Source organism: Stenotrophomonas sp. C9D9 (genome assembly GCF_056491205.1).
In genome coordinates this window covers 375,497-390,697 of sequence record NZ_JBSZIF010000006.1, presented here as the reverse complement: position 1 = coordinate 390,697, position 15,201 = coordinate 375,497, and the positions used below count along the sequence as shown (strand labels likewise).

Genomic DNA, 15,201 nt, shown 5'->3' with positions numbered 1-15,201 from the left:
GCGGCACCCATGGGCCTGTTCGAGCGCCACCTGACGCTCTGGGTCGCGCTGTGCATCATCACCGGCACGCTGCTCGGGCACTTCCTGCCCGGTGCCTTCGCCTCCCTGGCGGCGGCTGAAGTGGCCAGGGTCAACCTGCCGGTGGCGGTGCTGATCTGGCTGATGATCATCCCGATGCTGCTGCGGGTGGATTTCAGTGCGATGCGCCAGCTGGGGCAGCACTGGAAAGGCATCGGGGTGACGCTGTTCATCAACTGGGCGGTGAAGCCGTTCTCGATGGCGCTGCTGGGCTGGCTCTTCCTGCGCCACGTCTTTGCGGACTGGCTGCCCGCCGGCCAGATCGACAGCTATATCGCCGGCCTGATCCTGCTAGCCGCCGCGCCTTGCACAGCCATGGTGTTCGTGTGGAGCAACCTGTGCCGCGGCGATGCCAACTTCACACTGAGCCAGGTGGCACTGAACGACGCGATCATGGTGGTGGCCTATGCGCCGGTGGTGGCGCTGCTGCTGGGGCTGTCGGCCATCACCGTACCGTGGGATACGTTGCTGCTGTCGGTCGGCCTGTACATCATGGTTCCGGTGCTGGTGGCCGCGTTGCTGCGCCGCTGGATCCTGTCGCGCCATGGCCAGCCCGGGCTGCAGGCGGCGCTGCGCCGGCTGGGGCCACTGTCACTGTCGGCACTGCTGCTGACGCTGGTGCTGCTGTTCGGGTTCCAGGGCCAGCAGATCATGCAGCAGCCGCTGGTGATCGCGCTGATCGCGGTCCCGATCCTGATCCAGGTCTATTTCACCTCCGGCCTGGCCTACCTGCTCAACCGGCGCCTGGGTGTGGCGCACTGCGTGGCCGGGCCGTCGGCACTGATCGGCGCCAGCAACTTCTTCGAACTGGCGGTGGCGACGGCCGTGGGCCTGTTTGGTGTCCACTCCGGTGCGGCGCTGGCTACGGTGGTGGGGGTGCTGATTGAAGTGCCCGTGATGCTTTCGGTGGTGAAGATCGTGAACCGCTCACGCGACTGGTATGAGGCGCGCGAGCGTGTTTGAGGCGGCCATGCCGGAGGCGGCGGCGTCGCGCCCGAGCCGTCAGTTGCAGCGCAGTGGAAAGCGCCCTGCTACGAAGGTGACAGTTCAGAAGTCCGTTCACGTTCCTTGATCCATACTCCACGGCACCACGCCGCATGCAGCGGCAAAGCCCGGAGGTTGCGATGAACACTGCACGCTTGTTCGCCATTGCGTTGACCACGGCTGCCGCACTGGCCGCGGCACCCGCCTTCGCCGATCCGCCGCACCATGCGCGCGGCAACGGGCCACCGCCGCACGCCGGTGGCCCGCACAACCGTGATGCACCGCCGCCGGGCTGGCAGAAGAAGGCCTGGCGTCGCGGCGAGCGCCTGCCATGGGCGGAAGTGGACCGCCGCTACTGGGTGGACGACTACGCGCGCTATCACCTGCGCGAGCCGGGCCGCGACCGGCGTTGGGTGCGCCAGTCCGATAACGAGTACCTGTTGGTGGAGATCGCCACCGGTTTGATCATCGACGCGCTGCATCGCTGAAGCGACTTCCAGCGTCTCCACACGCGGCGAATTACCCCGGTGCAGACACCTTACGACCGGGGCCGACCCGATCGGCGGTGCTTGCGCTCACGGCGCCGCACCTGCTTGCGAGGCGGCCCGGCATTCATGCCGGGCCGCAGTGCGATACTCCCGCTCATAAGCGCCGCAGCAAAGAGCCCCGTCGCCACCAGTATTTCGAATCCCCGATCACCAAAGAGCAGGCGGATCGATATCTCCAGTGAGCACAGCCTGCCGCAGCGAAGGCCCTGTTCGTTGAAGCCATAGATGAGCACCAGTACGCCCATCAGCCCGCACAACGCCATCAGGGCCAGGCTTGCGATGAAGATGAAAGGTCGATGGATGCGCATGCGCTCGTCGCGGTCTTCTAGGGCGATGTCCAGCGCGACGTTGCGAGCACGCGATCGGAAGCATCCAGCTCCACCGACCAGGCTTCGGTATCCAGGCCCAGCCGGTTCTCATACCACCATCGCTGCGCACAGCGACCACTGCATCCCCTGCTGGCATAGCGGCTGAAGGGAGCACCGGCGTGCTCCACCACGTCAGCTGCCCCAGCGCCCGAACGACCTGTGCCCTGCCCGCCCCGACCGGAACCGAGGCAAGCGCATGGGAATGCCACGCCGAGATTGCCGAGCAACCGGCAATGTACGCCACGAACAGGCCGGCAAGCTCCCACATCAGTGTCTTCATTGACGGATCCCCTCCTGCGCCGCGCGCCCGCGCATCATCCGCGCAGACCTTCTTCAACGTCAAACCTCGGCAAGCGGGCCTGTTGCAGCGCCCTGCATCCGTGCTAGCGTGCGCCGACCGATGATTCAGGATGAACACAGGGACGCCCGTCGATGGCAGGCAAGAGCCGGAAGGACAGGATTGCGCAGGATATCGGCCTGTTCATGCAGCAGTACACGCGCAAGGCGCAGCGCCATACCGAACCCAACGACCGGCCGTACGATCGGAAACTGGAAGAGCGGCTCAAGCGCTTGCCACCGGAAGAACTGGGTAGGCTGCTTTCCGGAGAAGAGGACGACGATGACTAGCCCCGCCGGAATAGCCAGGCGCGCGATCGTCGTGACATTCTGTAGCGTGCTGTGCGCCTGCGGACTGGTGATGGACAGTTCGTTCGACACCCAGCAGCAGGCCATCGACGCCGACATGGTGAACAAGGGATGGATTCCCAGCTGGGTGCCCCACGAGGCAACCGACCTGCGCGAGGTGCACGACCTCGACTCAAACACCAGCGCGCTGGCCTTTACCAAGCCCCCTGCGATACCACTGCAGCTGCCTGCGGATTGCCAGGCAACCACATTCAACAACAGCGATCCTGTTGCGTTCGATCGATACTGGTGGCCTGGCAACGCGACGCTCAGCGCGTCGTACCGCGTCTTTCACTGCGCGCCCGAATCCGGAAAATCAGTCTTCGTCGCCATCAACAGGACCGAAGACCACGTGCTTTTCTGGCGAACTTACGCGCGGTGATGCGTTAGCGCCACCTCACTCCTCCCCAGGACCCCATGATGCCCAACGCACGTGCACGCTTCGCCGCCCTCGCCCTTTTGCTCCCGGCGTGCCTGCCGGCATACGCCGCGCAGAACGCACCCGCCGACGTCAAGGCGATCGAACAGGTGGTCGAGTCCTTCCGCACCTCGCTGATCAACAAGGACAAGCCGACCTACATGGGCCTGTTCTTCTCGGACAAACCGGAAGACATCGGCTGGCAGTACGTCTCCGAGGATGTGCGCCTGCAGGACATCCGCAAGGCCAAGCCCGATGCGATCAAGGCGCGGCGGATTCCCGCCAACAACTTCATCGCACTGATCGACGGGGCGGTGGCCTCGCCGAAACCGAAGGAGGAGACATTCTCCAACACGAAGATCGAGACGGATGGCGATGTAGCCTCGGTGTCGTTTGACTACAGCTTCCACGACGATGGAGTGAAGACCAACTGGGGCAAGGAGATGTGGCAGCTGATCCGCACCGAACAGGGCTGGAAGATCTTCTCGGTGATCTATTCGATCCGCGATTCACGCAGCCCGGCCGAATGAGTGATCTGTCAGACTGGTGCCCACCGTCCGTCCATGCCAGCCAGACCCCGATGACCCGGATTGCCGACCTCAACGCCGACCAGCTCGCCCACCACGCGCTCAACATCTTCATCGCCCAGGGCCGCCACGTGGAAGGCGCCCGCGTGATCTACCGGGCGTTGCAGCTGGATCCAGACCATCCCGGCGCCCTGCGCTGCCTGAGCGATTTCCTGGCCCACGAAGGCACCGAACCGTTCGCAGCGGCCACGCTGGAACACGCCCTGTCCGGTGCCGTACCACTGGATGACGGTGCGCGCCGGATGCTGGATGACCTCCGTTTCCTCGACATCTGGTCCTGGGGGTTTTCGCGGCACGTCTCCGGCGAAGCCAACCTCAGCGGCGACGCCTTCCAGCAGCGCGAGGACTTCGTCTTCGATGGGCCGGCCTATGCGGCCTTCCTCAATACGGTCACCGAGCCGGCCGGATCGCTGCAGGGCGCCTTCCAGGCGGCCGTCCGCATCTGCGGGCTGATGTCCGGCCTGCTGCGCCATGCGGAGAAGGACAATCCGGCGTTCGATGACGTGCTGCGATCCTCCGCCTTCGTCGAGACCGAGGCGTACCCGGCATGGCTGGCCTCGCCGACGGATGAGCTGGATGCCCTCGACCAGGCCATCCAGGCGCAGCGCCAGGCCGGCTGAAGGAAAATCCAACGGGCGTCCGACGCTTTCCCGACGCCCGCCTGCCCATCCTGTCGTGAGGTCAATTCATGGCAGGACCGGCATGCAGCCACCTCACCCCAGGGACAGCGGCAAGTACCCGCACGGCAAGACCGGGATTCGCCGCATCTTCCATACGCTGATCCATTCGCGCGATGGCTTCATCGCCACCTTCCGTGGCGAAGCGGCCTTCCGGCAGCTGTTGCTGCTGCATGCACTGTTGATCGCCACCGCGTTCCTGCTGGACATCAGTCGGGTCGAACGCGCCGTGGTGCTGGCAGTCTGCTTCATCAGCCTGCTGGTGGAACTGCTCAACTCGGCCATCGAAGCGGTGGTCGACCGCATCTCGCTTGACCACCACCCACTGTCCAAGAACGCCAAGGACATGGGCAGCGCCGCACAGACCACCGCACTGCTGATGGTCGGCACAGTGTGGGGGGTGATCCTGCTGGGCTAGCGCACGCCCGAGCCGCCGGGCATGACCCGGCGCGCCCCTGGACGGAGGTATTACTGCGTGGCCAGGGCGAAATCCAGACCCGCACACACCGCCGCCACCTGGGCGTCGTTGCATTCCTGCGGGTTGGTGCGCGGGCTGTCCGGGTAGACCTCGGTGGTGGTGGCAAAGCGCGCGTCGGTGAAGCCGGCGCAGGCGCCGATCGAGCGCGACTCGCCCCAGACCACGCCCGGCGACTGCAACGGCAGGCCGACCAGATTGCCCTCGGCGTCGGCCGGGGCGATATGGGTGACCGGGGCCACGGCGGTGATCAGTGCCTTCTGGAATTCGGCCTGCGGATCTTCGCTGTTGCCGATCACGTAGAAGCCATCCGGAATGGTGTCGCGCTCGAACGGCTTGCCGTCGCGGGCGCAGCGGGCCGGATCGAACTCGTGCAGGTCGCTGTCGGTGGTCTCGTGCAGGTCCAGGTGCACCAGCAGGTTCGGCTTGCGCTCGGCCACCCAGCGCATCAGCGCGGCGGCTTCCTCGATCTGGCCGCCGTCTCGGAAGCTGCGGTTCGGGTCGATGGCATCCGGGTTCCAGCGCTGGATGCGCTCGTAGCCCCACGGGCTGACGCACGGCGCCACGATCAGGTTCAACCGGCCCAGGTAACGCTCGGCTTGCTGTTCCAGGAACTGCAGGGCGCCATGCACGCCGCTGGTCTCGTAGCCATGCACGCCGCCGGTGATCAGCGCGGTCGGCAGCGCCGGGTTCCAGTCGTGGTTGACCACGGCGAACAGCGGGTAATGGTCCGGCGCGTAGTCGAGCTGGCCGTACTGGATCACGTCGAAGCTGTCGTCCAGGCGTTCAAGCGCGGCCACCACGTCGTCGTGGTAGCTGCGCTGGCGCTGCTGGCGGGCCCGCCACTGTGCGCGTTCCGCGTCGCCCCAGGGCTGTCCGGGGGTGCCGATCGGGTAGAACTGCGCAACAGTCATGGGGTACTCCAAGGGTCGAACGGATGGGTGCAGCCGGACATTCTAAGCCCTGTCGCGCCTGCGGGTACCCTCCCCCGGCCCCGCCTTCATCCAGGCCGGGTCATCTGGTTGTAAAATCAACGGTTTTTGGCCCCTCACCCCTTGATGGCGAACGCAGCGCAGCCGGTCCTGGGTGGACCGGAATTCCTCCGCCTGCTCGCCCGTCTCAGCGACGGCGCGATGCCGGCCAGCAGTCCCGCCCTGACCGATCGCCTCGGCCAGTGGGTGGACTGGAGCCGTGCCGTGGCCCTGTCCGGGGCGCTCGGCGGGCGCCTGCCCGAGCCGGGTGAGGCCGCCGAAGCGGCCGGGGATGTGCTGGACGACTGCGCCCAGGCCCATGCCAGCCTGCTGGTCTCGATCCGCGAGGACGCCGAGGCCGAGCGCCTGCTGGACCTGGCCGAAGCCGCCGCCGCACCCAATTTCGCCTCGTTGCGCCAGCGCTACCGGGTGCTGCAGCAGGCCATCCAGACCGCCACCGGGCGCCTGCGCGGCCGCCTGCGCGACCAGCTGGTGCAGGTTTCACCCGAGCTGGCACGGCTGGCCGAGGTCGATGCGGTGATGGAACAGACCCTCACCCCGCGCGAGCACAGCCTGCTGGCCACAGCGCCGGCGGTGCTCGGCGCCCGTTTTGAACGCGTGCACGGCCAGCCCGGCTGGCGCGCGGCCTTCCGCCATGACATGCGCACCCTGCTGCTTGCCGAGCTGCAGCTGCGCTTCCACCCGATCGAAGGGCTGCAAGACGCCCTGCGCTCCCACTGACCGGAACACCATGTCCAGAACTGCTTTCCATGTCGTTGTTTTCCTTGTCGGCCTGCTGGCCGTGTGCTGGATCGGCATTGGCTACGTTTCGGTGCATCCGCTGGGTGCAGCGGTGGCGGCGATCATCGCGGCCTGCTACATCGCTGGCGGCGTGGAGCTGTACCGTTACCGCCAGGCCAGCAACGGCCTGCGCAGCGCGCTGAGTGACCTGTCCAGCGCGAAGGAAAGCCTCGCCCCCTGGCTGGAGCGCGTGCCGGTGGGCCTGCGCAACGCCGTGCGCCTGCGCGTGGAAGGCGAACGCACCGCCCTGCCCGCGCCGGTGCTGACCCCGTACCTGGTTGGCCTGCTGGTACTGCTGGGCATGCTCGGTACCCTGCTGGGCATGATGGACACCCTGCGCGGCACCGGCCTGGCCCTGCAGAGCGCAACCGACATGGCCGCCATCCGCGGTTCGCTGGCGTCGCCAGTACAGGGCCTGGCGGTGGCGTTCGGCACCTCGATCGCCGGTGTTGCCAGTTCGGCCATGCTCGGCCTGCTGGCGGCGCTGCTGCGCCGTGACCGCCTGCAGGCCGTGCAGCAGCTGGACCGTGCCATTGCCGGCGACCTGCACCCCTACTCGCAGGCCTGGCAGCGCGCTGAATCGCTGCGACTGTTGCAGGCACAGTCCGCCGCGCTGCCGGCGCTGGTCGACCGCCTGCAGGCGATGACCAGCACCTTCGAACAGCACAGTGCGGCCGCCAATGAGCGTCTGCTGGCCGGCCAGGCCGAGTTCCTGACCCAGAGCCAGGCGCTGCAGGAACGCCTGGCGGTCTCGCTGCAGCAGTCGCTGCGCGAAGGCGCCGAGGCCAGCGCCGCCGCCATCGGTGGCGCGCTGCAGCCGATGGCCGAAACCACGCTGGCCGGCCTGGCCCACCATGGTGAGGCGCTGCATGCCCGTGTCGAGCAGGCGGTGCAGCAGCAGCTGACTGGCCTGAGCGACGGTTTCGAGCGCAGCCGCGTCGCCACCGAAGCCAGCTGGGCCAAGGTGGTGAACGAGCAGACCCAGGCACAACAGGCGCTGGTGAGTGATCTGCGTCAGCACCTGCAGGCCTTCAGCGATGGCCAGGGCACGCAGGCCGAAGCACTGGTCGTGCGCATCGGCGAGCGCCTGCAGGCCGATGCCAGCGGCAATGCCGAGGCCTGGCGCGCCGCCGCCGAACAGCAGCAGGCATTGAATACCGCGCTGGTCGAACGCCAGCAGCAGGCGTTGCTGGACGCCAGCGAGCATCTGGACGCGCGTGCGCAGGCGCTGCTGCAGGCACTGGAACAGCACCACAGCGCCAGCCAGGCGCTGCTGCAGGACCACGAACTGCAGCGTTCGCAGCAGTGGCAGGCCGCGCAGGCCGCCACCGCCACCGCGCACGCCGAACTGCAGGCCAGCCTGGACAGCCGCGAGCAGCAGCGCCAGGCGCGCTGGGATGCGGTCAGTGCCGAACTGCAGCAGGCCCACGCCGCGCTGCAGGCCCAGCTGCAGGCCGGCGACGAACAGCGCCTGCAGCGCTGGAGCGATGCCCTGCAGCATGTTTCCACCGATCTGGCCGAGCGCCTGCAGGCCAACGGCGAACGCCTGGCCACCCAGCAGCAGCAGGTCTGCGACACGCTGGCGGCAACCGCGCAGCAGATCGGCGAGAACGGTCGCGCCCAGGCCAGCGCCACGCTGGCGGAAGTGTCCACCCTGCTGCAGACCGCCGCCGCTGCGCCGAAGGCCGCCGCCGACGTCATCAACGAGCTGCGCAGCACGCTCTCCGAGAGCCTGGTGCGCGACAACGCGATGCTGGAAGAGCGCGGCCGCCTGCTGGCCACCGTGCAGACCCTGCTGGATGCGATCAACCATGCTTCGCACGAGCAGCGCACCGCGGTGGACGCGCTGGTCGGCGGTTCGGCCGAGCTGCTGGAACGCGTCGGCAACCGCTTCACCGACCATATCGCCGCCGAGACGGGCAAGCTGGATGGCATTGCCGCAGCGCTCAGCGGCAGCGCGGGCGACGTTGGCCAGCTGGCCGGCGCCTTCGGTGAGGCGGTCGCGCAGTTCGGCAGCGCCTCCACCGAGCTGTCCGGCCGCCTGGAACAGATCGGTGGCGCACTGGATGCCTCGCTGGCCCGCAGCGACGAGCAGCTGGCCTACTACGTGGCGCAGGCGCGCGAGGTGGTCGACCTCAGCCTGCTGTCGCAGAAGCAGGTGATGGAAGAACTGCAGCAGCTGGCCACGCGCCGCGGCAAGGCCGGCAGCGCATGAGCGACGAGCTGGAGGTCGATGGCGGTTCGCACGCCCCGATCTGGGCGGCCTTTGGCGACCTGATGTCGGTGCTGCTGGGTGCGTTCGTGCTGATACTGGTCGGTGTGGTCGCCGTGCAGCTGGAGCTGTCGCAGCGGCTGGACCAGGAAGTGAAGCAGCGCCAGGCCGAAGCCAAGCGCCTGCAGACCCTGGAACAGGCGCTGGCCGGCCCGTTGGCGGCCGGTCGCGTGACCCTGGTCGATGGCCGCATCGGCATCAGTGGCAGCGTGTTGTTCGCGCTGAACTCCGACCAGCTGCAGCCGGAAGGCCAGGAGCTGCTGCGCAGCCTGGCCGCACCGCTGGCCGCCTACCTGGGTAGCCGCGAAGAGATCCTGATGGTCAGCGGCTTCACCGATGACGCGCCGGTGCGCGAAGGCAACCGGCGTTTCGCCGACAACTGGGAGCTGTCCGCACAGCGATCGCTGACCGTGACCCGCACCCTGATCGCCGATGGCGTACCGGCCGACGCGGTGTTCGCCGCCGCGTTCGGCAGCGAGCAGCCGGTCAGCTCCAATGCCAGCGAAGACGGCCGCGCGCGCAACCGGCGCGTGGAAATCGCGCCGATTCCCAAGCCCAAGGCCCCGGATGCCAAGTAAGCCGCCCGCACTGGAGGGCCTGCGCGCACTGGTGCGCGACCTCGATGCGGGGTCGCGCTCGCTGCCGCATTACCCGCACGTACCGATGCTGCAGCAGGTGCAGCGCGAATGGTCGGAGCTGCGCAGCGAGCTGCAGGTACGCCGTTCGCTGCGCACCGAAGCCCCGGCCGACGGCGGCCCGTTGAACTCGGCGGTGCTGGTGCAGCGCATGTTGGACACCATGCAGGCCACCAGCCCCGGTTACCTGCGCCACTTCATCGACTACGTGGACACCCTGTCCTGGTTGCAGGCGCTGCAGGATGGCGCCGCCAGCGGCAGTGATACCGCGAAGCCGAAGCGCACGCGCAAGCCGCGCAACGCGGGTTGATCGCGCGTTGATGCCGACCTCGTTCGGCACCCCTGGATACGACAATCCTGTTCCGCGCTCCTGGTAGATGCCAACCTTGGTTGGCGCTCCACCAAACATGCCGCGCATGCCAACCAAGGTTGGCATCTACCAATGCACGCGTCGGTATGCACGCGTGTAGCGGTGTCACCAGACAGTCATCTGTCTAGCGCACCATTTTCACGTTGATCCAAGGCGCCTGCAGCGCCCGCCGGTCGCATCGGTTGTCTCCCCTTTTGAACTCCATGAGCTCCGCGCCCGTGCGGTGGCTCGTGCCTGCCTGAGTGTCCGTAACATGACGAAGACTTTGTTGGCCGCTGCGCTGTCGATCGCGCTCGCTCCCGCGGCCTGGGCGCAGGATGCTGCCCCGACCTCCAGCACCCCCTCCGCCACCAACCTCGATGCGGTCTCTGTGATCGGCAGCGGTGAAGCGCGCCAGGTGCAGCGCATCACCCGCGAGAACCTCGACATCCTGCCGCCGGGCACCAGCCTGCAGAAGACGCTCAACCTGCTGCCGGGCGTCAACGCGCAGTCGGCCGATGCGCTGGGCACCAACGAGCAGTCGATGACCCTCAGCCTGCGCGGCTTCAACTCCACCCGCCTCGGTTACACGCTCGACGGCGTGCCGCTGGGCGATGGCGCGTACAACAACTACAACGGCCTGACCATCAACCGTGCGCTGATCAGCGAGAACATGGCCGGCGCCGAACTAGCGGTGGGCATCGGCAGCCTCGGCACGCCGTCCACCAGCAACCTCGGCGGCACCATTTCCTATACCTCCGACCGCCCGGCGCAGGAACTCGGCGGCCGCGTGGTGCAGACCTTCGGCAGCGATGCCAACCGCCGCACCTTCGTGCGCGTGGACAGCGGCGAGTACAACGGCTTCTCCGGCTACGTTGCCGGCATGAATGCCGTCTCCGATCTGTGGAACGACCAGACCGCCTACAACAGATCCACCACCAAGCAGTTCAACGCCAAGGGCGTGTGGAACTTTGGCCGCGGCCAGATCACCGGTTTCGTCGATACCTCGCGCACCACCCAGGCGGACTACTTCTATCTGTCCAAGGACGAGATGTCGCGTGGCCTCGGTTGGGACTGGGGCGGCTACGCACCGGACTGGAACAAGGCGGTGGCCAAGGCCTACTGCAACACCGCCAGCTTCAATGCGAAGAAGTGCGACAACAGCGGCCCGGACAAGGATGCCGACGGTGCCTTCACCGCCGGCCAGATCCTGCGCGATGACAACCTGTACTACCTGGCCGGCGACTTCTTCCTGGCCGATGGCTTCAGCCTGCGGGCGCTGGCCTACCACCACGATGACCGTGGCGAAGGCCACAACTGGAACAGCGGCGCGTGGTCCAACAAGGGCACCGCGCAGGAGATTCCGATCATCTTCCGCAACACCATCTACACCATCGACCGCGATGGCGGCACGCTGTCGTTCGACTGGGAGCTGGGCGCGCACCGCATCGAAGGCGGCGTCTGGTACGAGCGCAATACCAGCAGCGCCGAGCGCTACCAGACCGCCGTGGACGGCCCGCGTGACCTGAGCGGCATGAACACCCTGCCCTCCGATGTCGGCGTGTTCGCCCAGCGCACGCGCTGGAAGACCCACCAGTTCTTCCTGAAGGACACCTGGCGCCTGCTTGATGATCGCCTGACCCTGGAGTTCGGCGCCAAGAGCCCGCACGCCACCTCCGATGCACAGGCACTGCCGGGCGACGCGAAAACGCCAATCTCGCCGACCTCCAACAACCAGTTCGCCACCGGTTCGTTGAAGGCCAGCAAGAATTTCCTGCCCAGCATCGGCGCCAACTTCCGCCTGGCCGAGCACCACGAACTCTTCGCCAGCTATGCCGAGAACATCGCCATGTTCCAGGGCGGCTTCAAGCTGGGCCCACAGGCGGTCAGCCAGGCCACCTGGAACGCACAGGGCGATCTGAAGCCGGAGGAATCGCGCTCGCTGGAGGCCGGCTACCGCTTCGTCGCCGATACCCTGCAGGCGTCGATTGCGGCCTACAGCGTGCGCTTCGACAACCGCCTGCTGCAGTACAACCCCTGCGATTCGCGGCAGCCGGTCGGCCCGACCTGCGGCAACCGCTTCTACAACGTCGGCGGCGTCGACAGCCGCGGTGCCGAGCTGACCGTACTGTGGACCCCGAACGAGCACTTCAGCTGGTACACCTCGGCCTCGCTGAACCGTTCGACCTACGCCTCCAACTACGTGCAGGCCGGTGTCGAGCAGCAGATCAAGGGCAAGATCCAGACCGATACGCCCAAGCAGCTGCTGGCCACCGAGATCACCTGGCGCGACAACGGCTGGTTCGCCAGCCTGCGTGGCAAGTACACCGGCGAGCGCTTCTACACCTACACCAACGACCAGGGCTTCGGCGGCTTCACCGTATTCGACCTGGCCGGTGGCTATGACTTCGGCCAGGTCGGCTTCGCCAAGGGCATGCGCCTGTCGTTCAACGTGACCAACCTGACCAACAAGCGCTACGCCAGCAACCTGGATTCGAGCGTGTTCGCACCCAGTGACCCGGCCGGCAAGCTGTATGTGTTCCATGCCTCGGCACCGCGCCAGGTGTTCGGTACGATCGACCTTCGCTTCTGATTGACCGACCGGAGTCCACTGATGCTCACGACCGCCCTGCTGCTGGCCACCCTCTCTGCCAGCGGATACTCCGCTCCGCATGAGGCGACGGGCGCACCGCCGCGCACCCTGCAGTTGGGCGGTCGCACCTATATGGACAAAGGCCTGGTCGCCGCCGGGCGGCTGCCGGCGGGCACGGTGGACTTCCTCGGCGACACGCTGGGCTCGTTCTCGTCGCTGGCGGTGCAGCCCGGCACCTGGAAGCGCACCACCAAGGGCTACGAAGGCGTGCTCTGGACCCTGCCCGACCGCGGCCGCAACGATCCCGAGGCCGGCCTGTTCTACGACTACGCTGGACGCGTGGAGCGCATGCAGCTGCGCATCGACGTTACCCGTGGAAAGCCCGGTGCGCTCGGTACGCTGACGATGGTGCCGGACAAGGGTGTGGTGCTGAAGGACTTCAACGGGCAGCCGTTCACCGGTGCCGACCCGGGTGAGCACACGATCACCCAGCGCGGGGTGGTGCTGCCCTCGCCGGCCAGCGGCGCAGGCGCGGGCAAGGTCTCGCTGGATGCAGAGTCGCTGCAGTTCACCGCTGATGGCCATTTCTATATCGGCGACGAGTACACCGCCAACGTCTACTACTTCGATGCGCAGGGTCAGCTGCAGGGTGTGATCGTGGCGCCGCCCGCGATCCGGCCGCAGCGCGAGGGCAAGCCAGCGTTCGGTTCACTGGCGCCACCGCAGACCGGCCGCCGCAACAACCAGGGCGTGGAAGGCATGAGCCTGTCGCCCGACGGCAGCCGCCTGTTTGTCGCCCTGCAAAGCGCGACGCTGCAGGACAGCGCGCAGGGCAATGCGGCCGGACGCATCAACACCCGCGTGCTGGTCTACGACGTGACGGCCTCGCCGACGCCACAGCAGCCGATCGGCCATTACGTGATGGCCCTGCCCGCCTACGCGCACGACGGCAAGGGAAAGCTGGACCGCACCGCCGCGCAGAGCGAACTGCGCGCAGTGGATGCCCACCGCTTCCTGCTGCTGGCCCGCGACGGCAACGGTCTGGGCAAGGATGGCGAAGACCCGATCGTCTACAAGTCGGTGCTGCTGGTGGATCTGGCCGATGCCAGCAACCTGGCGGGAAGCAACTATGAGTCCGGTACCGCCTCGGTGCTGGCCGACCCGGCGGACACCGTCTTGAAGGACGGTATCGTGCCCGCACGCAGCGACGAACTGCTGAACCTGCTGGACCGCCCGCAGTTGGCCCGTGCCGGGCTGGATCTGGACACCAAGCGCGGCTCGCATGCCGGACTGCTCTCGGAAAAGTGGGAAGCCATGGACGTGCTGCCAGCGCTGGACCCGCAGCATCCGAACGACGTGCTGTTGCTGATCGGCAACGACAACGACTTCATCGCCCGCCACTGCCGCATGCAGGGCCAGGCCTGTGACAGTCCGTACGACAACGACAACCGCGTGCTGGTCTACCGACTGACGCTACCTTGACTGCAACGGGTACTGCCGCAACCGTCTCGCTCGAAAGCCTGGTAGTGCCGGCCGCTGGCCGGCATCACGACCAGGCCGACCACACATGTGGATACTCGCCAATCTGCCCGGCAAGACCAGCGCGGACTGGATTCTCCAGGATGTACAGGGCCTGCCGCGCCAGCGACTCCTCAGCCCTCAACGCAACGGGTAGTGCCGGCCGCTGGCCAGCATCACGCCCAGACCGACCACGCATGTGGGTACTCACCAATCTGCCCAGCAAGACCAGCGCGCACCGGATTCCCGAGGATGTACAGGGCTTGCCGCGCCAGCGACTCCTCAACCCTCAACGCAACGGGTAGTGCCGGCCGCTGGCCGGCATCACGCCCAGACCGACCACGCATGCGGGTACTCGCCAATCTGCCCGGCAAGACCAGCGCGCACCGGATTCCCCAGGATGTACAGGGCTTGCCGCGCCAGCGACTCCTCAGCCCTCAACGCAACGGGTAGTGCCGGTCGCTGGCCGGCATCACGCCCAGACCGACCACGCATGCGGGTACTCGCCAATCTGCCCAGCAAGACCAGCGCGCACCGGATTCCCGAGGATGTACAGGGCTTGCCGCGCGAGCGACTCCTCCGCCCTCAACGCAACGGGTAGTGCCGGCCGCTGGCCGGCATTACGCCCAGACCGACCACGCATGCGGGTACTCGCCAATCTGCCCAGCAAGACCAGCGCGCACCGGATTCCCGAGGATGTACAGGGCTTGCCGCGCGAGCGACTCCTCCGCCCTCATGGCATGATCGAAGTAGCCAGACTGCCAGATCGTACTTCGACGACCCTGTAGGCGATTCAGGGCAAGCGCGCTCGACGACTTCATTCGGCGTGCAATGTCTGGAAGGTGAGCTGCACGTAGCTCGAACATCCAGTGGAGGTGATCCGGCATGACGACCCATGCGAGTGACTGCACCAGCCCCCGCCGCTCGATGTAATGAAACTGGTCGATTACACATGCCACTGCAGCTTCGCTTTCAAAGAGCCGGCGGCGCAGATGTGTAGTCGTTGTCAGAACGTAGACCTGACCGACAATGGAACGCCGGCCCAGGCGGAGGCGATGGCTGCTCATGCCCCATGGTGGAGCGATCGTTGCGCGTTGAACGTCAGGCCATGCCTCGAGGGGTGTTCGGAGTTGTCTGAAGTTGAATGAGGTTGCCGGCCAGCGGCCGGCACTACCAGGGAAATTGGATTGCCGGCCAGCGGCCGGCACTACCAGGGAAATTGGATTGCCGGCCAGCGGCCGGC

16 protein-coding genes are annotated in these 15,201 nt (G+C 66.9%); 13 read left to right on the top strand and 3 right to left on the bottom strand.

Features of this window, described 5'->3' with window-relative positions; translation table 11 throughout:
* Nucleotides 1–9: 9 nt before the first annotated feature.
* Together arsB and ACXI0D_RS17260 are read left to right on the top strand one after the other, a co-directional pair.
* Complete coding sequence (gene arsB / locus ACXI0D_RS17265; RefSeq protein WP_479643104.1) at nt 10–1,041, top strand: ACR3 family arsenite efflux transporter; 1,032 nt, start codon at nt 10–12, stop codon at nt 1,039–1,041.
* 161 nt (nt 1,042–1,202) lie between these two features.
* Nucleotides 1,203–1,550 carry an RcnB family protein gene (locus ACXI0D_RS17260; RefSeq protein ID WP_032129966.1) on the top strand — a complete coding sequence of 116 codons (348 nt, stop codon included), beginning with the start codon at nt 1,203–1,205 and terminating at the stop codon, nt 1,548–1,550.
* Between the two features lie 50 nt (nt 1,551–1,600).
* Here ACXI0D_RS17260 and ACXI0D_RS17255 read toward each other — a convergent pair whose 3' ends face one another.
* The gene (locus tag ACXI0D_RS17255) at nt 1,601–1,918 is read right to left on the bottom strand and encodes a hypothetical protein (RefSeq protein WP_101765607.1); all 318 of its coding nucleotides are present in this window, start codon (nt 1,916–1,918) and stop codon (nt 1,601–1,603) included.
* Nucleotides 1,919–2,410: 492 nt separating this feature from the next.
* Here ACXI0D_RS17255 and ACXI0D_RS17250 point away from each other — a divergent pair, with 492 nt between their 5' ends.
* The 5 genes from ACXI0D_RS17250 to ACXI0D_RS17230 all read left to right on the top strand — a co-directional run bounded on the left by ACXI0D_RS17250 (nt 2,411) and on the right by ACXI0D_RS17230 (nt 4,762).
* The gene (locus ACXI0D_RS17250; RefSeq protein WP_101765609.1) at nt 2,411–2,605 is read left to right on the top strand and encodes a hypothetical protein; all 195 of its coding nucleotides are present in this window, start codon (nt 2,411–2,413) and stop codon (nt 2,603–2,605) included.
* 70 nt (nt 2,606–2,675) lie between these two features.
* Nucleotides 2,676–3,044, top strand: coding sequence for a YbbD-related protein (locus ACXI0D_RS17245; protein ID WP_233490776.1), 369 nt, complete (start codon nt 2,676–2,678; stop codon nt 3,042–3,044).
* A 35-nt stretch (nt 3,045–3,079) separates the two neighbouring features.
* Nucleotides 3,080–3,610: a nuclear transport factor 2 family protein gene (locus tag ACXI0D_RS17240; protein WP_101765611.1), complete on the top strand. Its 531-nt coding sequence runs from the start codon at nt 3,080–3,082 to the stop codon at nt 3,608–3,610.
* Nucleotides 3,607–4,287, top strand: a complete 681-nt coding sequence (locus ACXI0D_RS17235) for a hypothetical protein (RefSeq protein ID WP_236251603.1) — start codon at nt 3,607–3,609, stop codon at nt 4,285–4,287. Before ACXI0D_RS17240 ends, ACXI0D_RS17235 begins: the two co-directional genes overlap by 4 nt.
* Nucleotides 4,288–4,369: 82 nt before the next feature.
* Nucleotides 4,370–4,762 carry a diacylglycerol kinase gene (locus ACXI0D_RS17230; RefSeq protein WP_012511296.1) on the top strand — a complete coding sequence of 131 codons (393 nt, stop codon included), beginning with the start codon at nt 4,370–4,372 and terminating at the stop codon, nt 4,760–4,762.
* A 50-nt stretch (nt 4,763–4,812) separates the two neighbouring features.
* Here ACXI0D_RS17230 and ACXI0D_RS17225 read toward each other — a convergent pair whose 3' ends face one another.
* On the bottom strand, nt 4,813–5,733 hold the full coding sequence (locus ACXI0D_RS17225) for a M14 family metallopeptidase (protein ID WP_006371858.1): 921 nt from the start codon (nt 5,731–5,733) through the stop codon (nt 4,813–4,815).
* 144 nt (nt 5,734–5,877) lie between these two features.
* On the opposite strand from ACXI0D_RS17225, the gene ACXI0D_RS17220 reads away from it, so the two are divergent.
* From ACXI0D_RS17220 to ACXI0D_RS17195, 6 genes are all read left to right on the top strand, one after another.
* Nucleotides 5,878–6,531: a DUF3348 family protein gene (locus ACXI0D_RS17220; protein WP_049444637.1), complete on the top strand. Its 654-nt coding sequence runs from the start codon at nt 5,878–5,880 to the stop codon at nt 6,529–6,531.
* Nucleotides 6,532–6,541: 10 nt separating this feature from the next.
* A complete protein-coding gene (locus ACXI0D_RS17215; protein ID WP_119006384.1) occupies nt 6,542–8,806 on the top strand; it encodes a DUF802 domain-containing protein in 2,265 nt (754 codons plus the stop codon).
* Entirely contained in the window at nt 8,803–9,441 is a 639-nt protein-coding gene (locus ACXI0D_RS17210) for an OmpA family protein (RefSeq protein WP_006449800.1), read from the top strand. The genes ACXI0D_RS17215 and ACXI0D_RS17210 overlap by 4 nt, the downstream gene beginning before the upstream one ends.
* On the top strand, nt 9,359–9,808 hold the full coding sequence (locus tag ACXI0D_RS17205; RefSeq protein ID WP_220452924.1) for a DUF2894 domain-containing protein: 450 nt from the start codon (nt 9,359–9,361) through the stop codon (nt 9,806–9,808). Before ACXI0D_RS17210 ends, ACXI0D_RS17205 begins: the two co-directional genes overlap by 83 nt.
* Before the next feature lie 313 nt (nt 9,809–10,121).
* Nucleotides 10,122–12,440 (top strand): TonB-dependent receptor, encoded by a 2,319-nt coding sequence (locus ACXI0D_RS17200; protein ID WP_119006386.1) that lies wholly within the window; start codon nt 10,122–10,124, stop codon nt 12,438–12,440.
* Between the two features lie 21 nt (nt 12,441–12,461).
* Nucleotides 12,462–13,922: an esterase-like activity of phytase family protein gene (locus tag ACXI0D_RS17195; protein ID WP_119006387.1), complete on the top strand. Its 1,461-nt coding sequence runs from the start codon at nt 12,462–12,464 to the stop codon at nt 13,920–13,922.
* Between the two features lie 656 nt (nt 13,923–14,578).
* Here ACXI0D_RS17195 and ACXI0D_RS17190 read toward each other — a convergent pair.
* Nucleotides 14,579–15,025, bottom strand: coding sequence for an REP-associated tyrosine transposase (locus tag ACXI0D_RS17190; RefSeq protein WP_119006388.1), 447 nt, complete (start codon nt 15,023–15,025; stop codon nt 14,579–14,581).
* Nucleotides 15,026–15,201: the final 176 nt, after the last annotated feature.

Excerpts from the sequence above, each read along its gene's own strand:
- arsB (WP_479643104.1), top strand. The coding sequence starts at position 10 with ATGGGCCTGTTCGAGCGCCACCTGACGCTCTGGGTCGCGCTGTGCATC.
- ACXI0D_RS17260 (WP_032129966.1), top strand. The coding sequence starts at position 1,203 with ATGAACACTGCACGCTTGTTCGCCATTGCGTTGACCACGGCTGCCGCA.
- ACXI0D_RS17255 (WP_101765607.1), bottom strand. The coding sequence starts at position 1,918 with ATGCGCATCCATCGACCTTTCATCTTCATCGCAAGCCTGGCCCTGATG.
- ACXI0D_RS17250 (WP_101765609.1), top strand. The coding sequence starts at position 2,411 with ATGGCAGGCAAGAGCCGGAAGGACAGGATTGCGCAGGATATCGGCCTG.
- ACXI0D_RS17245 (WP_233490776.1), top strand. The coding sequence starts at position 2,676 with ATGGACAGTTCGTTCGACACCCAGCAGCAGGCCATCGACGCCGACATG.
- ACXI0D_RS17240 (WP_101765611.1), top strand. The coding sequence starts at position 3,080 with ATGATGCCCAACGCACGTGCACGCTTCGCCGCCCTCGCCCTTTTGCTC.
- ACXI0D_RS17235 (WP_236251603.1), top strand. The coding sequence starts at position 3,607 with ATGAGTGATCTGTCAGACTGGTGCCCACCGTCCGTCCATGCCAGCCAG.
- ACXI0D_RS17230 (WP_012511296.1), top strand. The coding sequence starts at position 4,370 with ATGCAGCCACCTCACCCCAGGGACAGCGGCAAGTACCCGCACGGCAAG.
- ACXI0D_RS17225 (WP_006371858.1), bottom strand. The coding sequence starts at position 5,733 with ATGACTGTTGCGCAGTTCTACCCGATCGGCACCCCCGGACAGCCCTGG.
- ACXI0D_RS17220 (WP_049444637.1), top strand. The coding sequence starts at position 5,878 with ATGGCGAACGCAGCGCAGCCGGTCCTGGGTGGACCGGAATTCCTCCGC.
- ACXI0D_RS17215 (WP_119006384.1), top strand. The coding sequence starts at position 6,542 with ATGTCCAGAACTGCTTTCCATGTCGTTGTTTTCCTTGTCGGCCTGCTG.
- ACXI0D_RS17210 (WP_006449800.1), top strand. The coding sequence starts at position 8,803 with ATGAGCGACGAGCTGGAGGTCGATGGCGGTTCGCACGCCCCGATCTGG.
- ACXI0D_RS17205 (WP_220452924.1), top strand. The coding sequence starts at position 9,359 with ATGCCAGCGAAGACGGCCGCGCGCGCAACCGGCGCGTGGAAATCGCGC.
- ACXI0D_RS17200 (WP_119006386.1), top strand. The coding sequence starts at position 10,122 with ATGACGAAGACTTTGTTGGCCGCTGCGCTGTCGATCGCGCTCGCTCCC.
- ACXI0D_RS17195 (WP_119006387.1), top strand. The coding sequence starts at position 12,462 with ATGCTCACGACCGCCCTGCTGCTGGCCACCCTCTCTGCCAGCGGATAC.
- ACXI0D_RS17190 (WP_119006388.1), bottom strand. The coding sequence starts at position 15,025 with ATGAGCAGCCATCGCCTCCGCCTGGGCCGGCGTTCCATTGTCGGTCAG.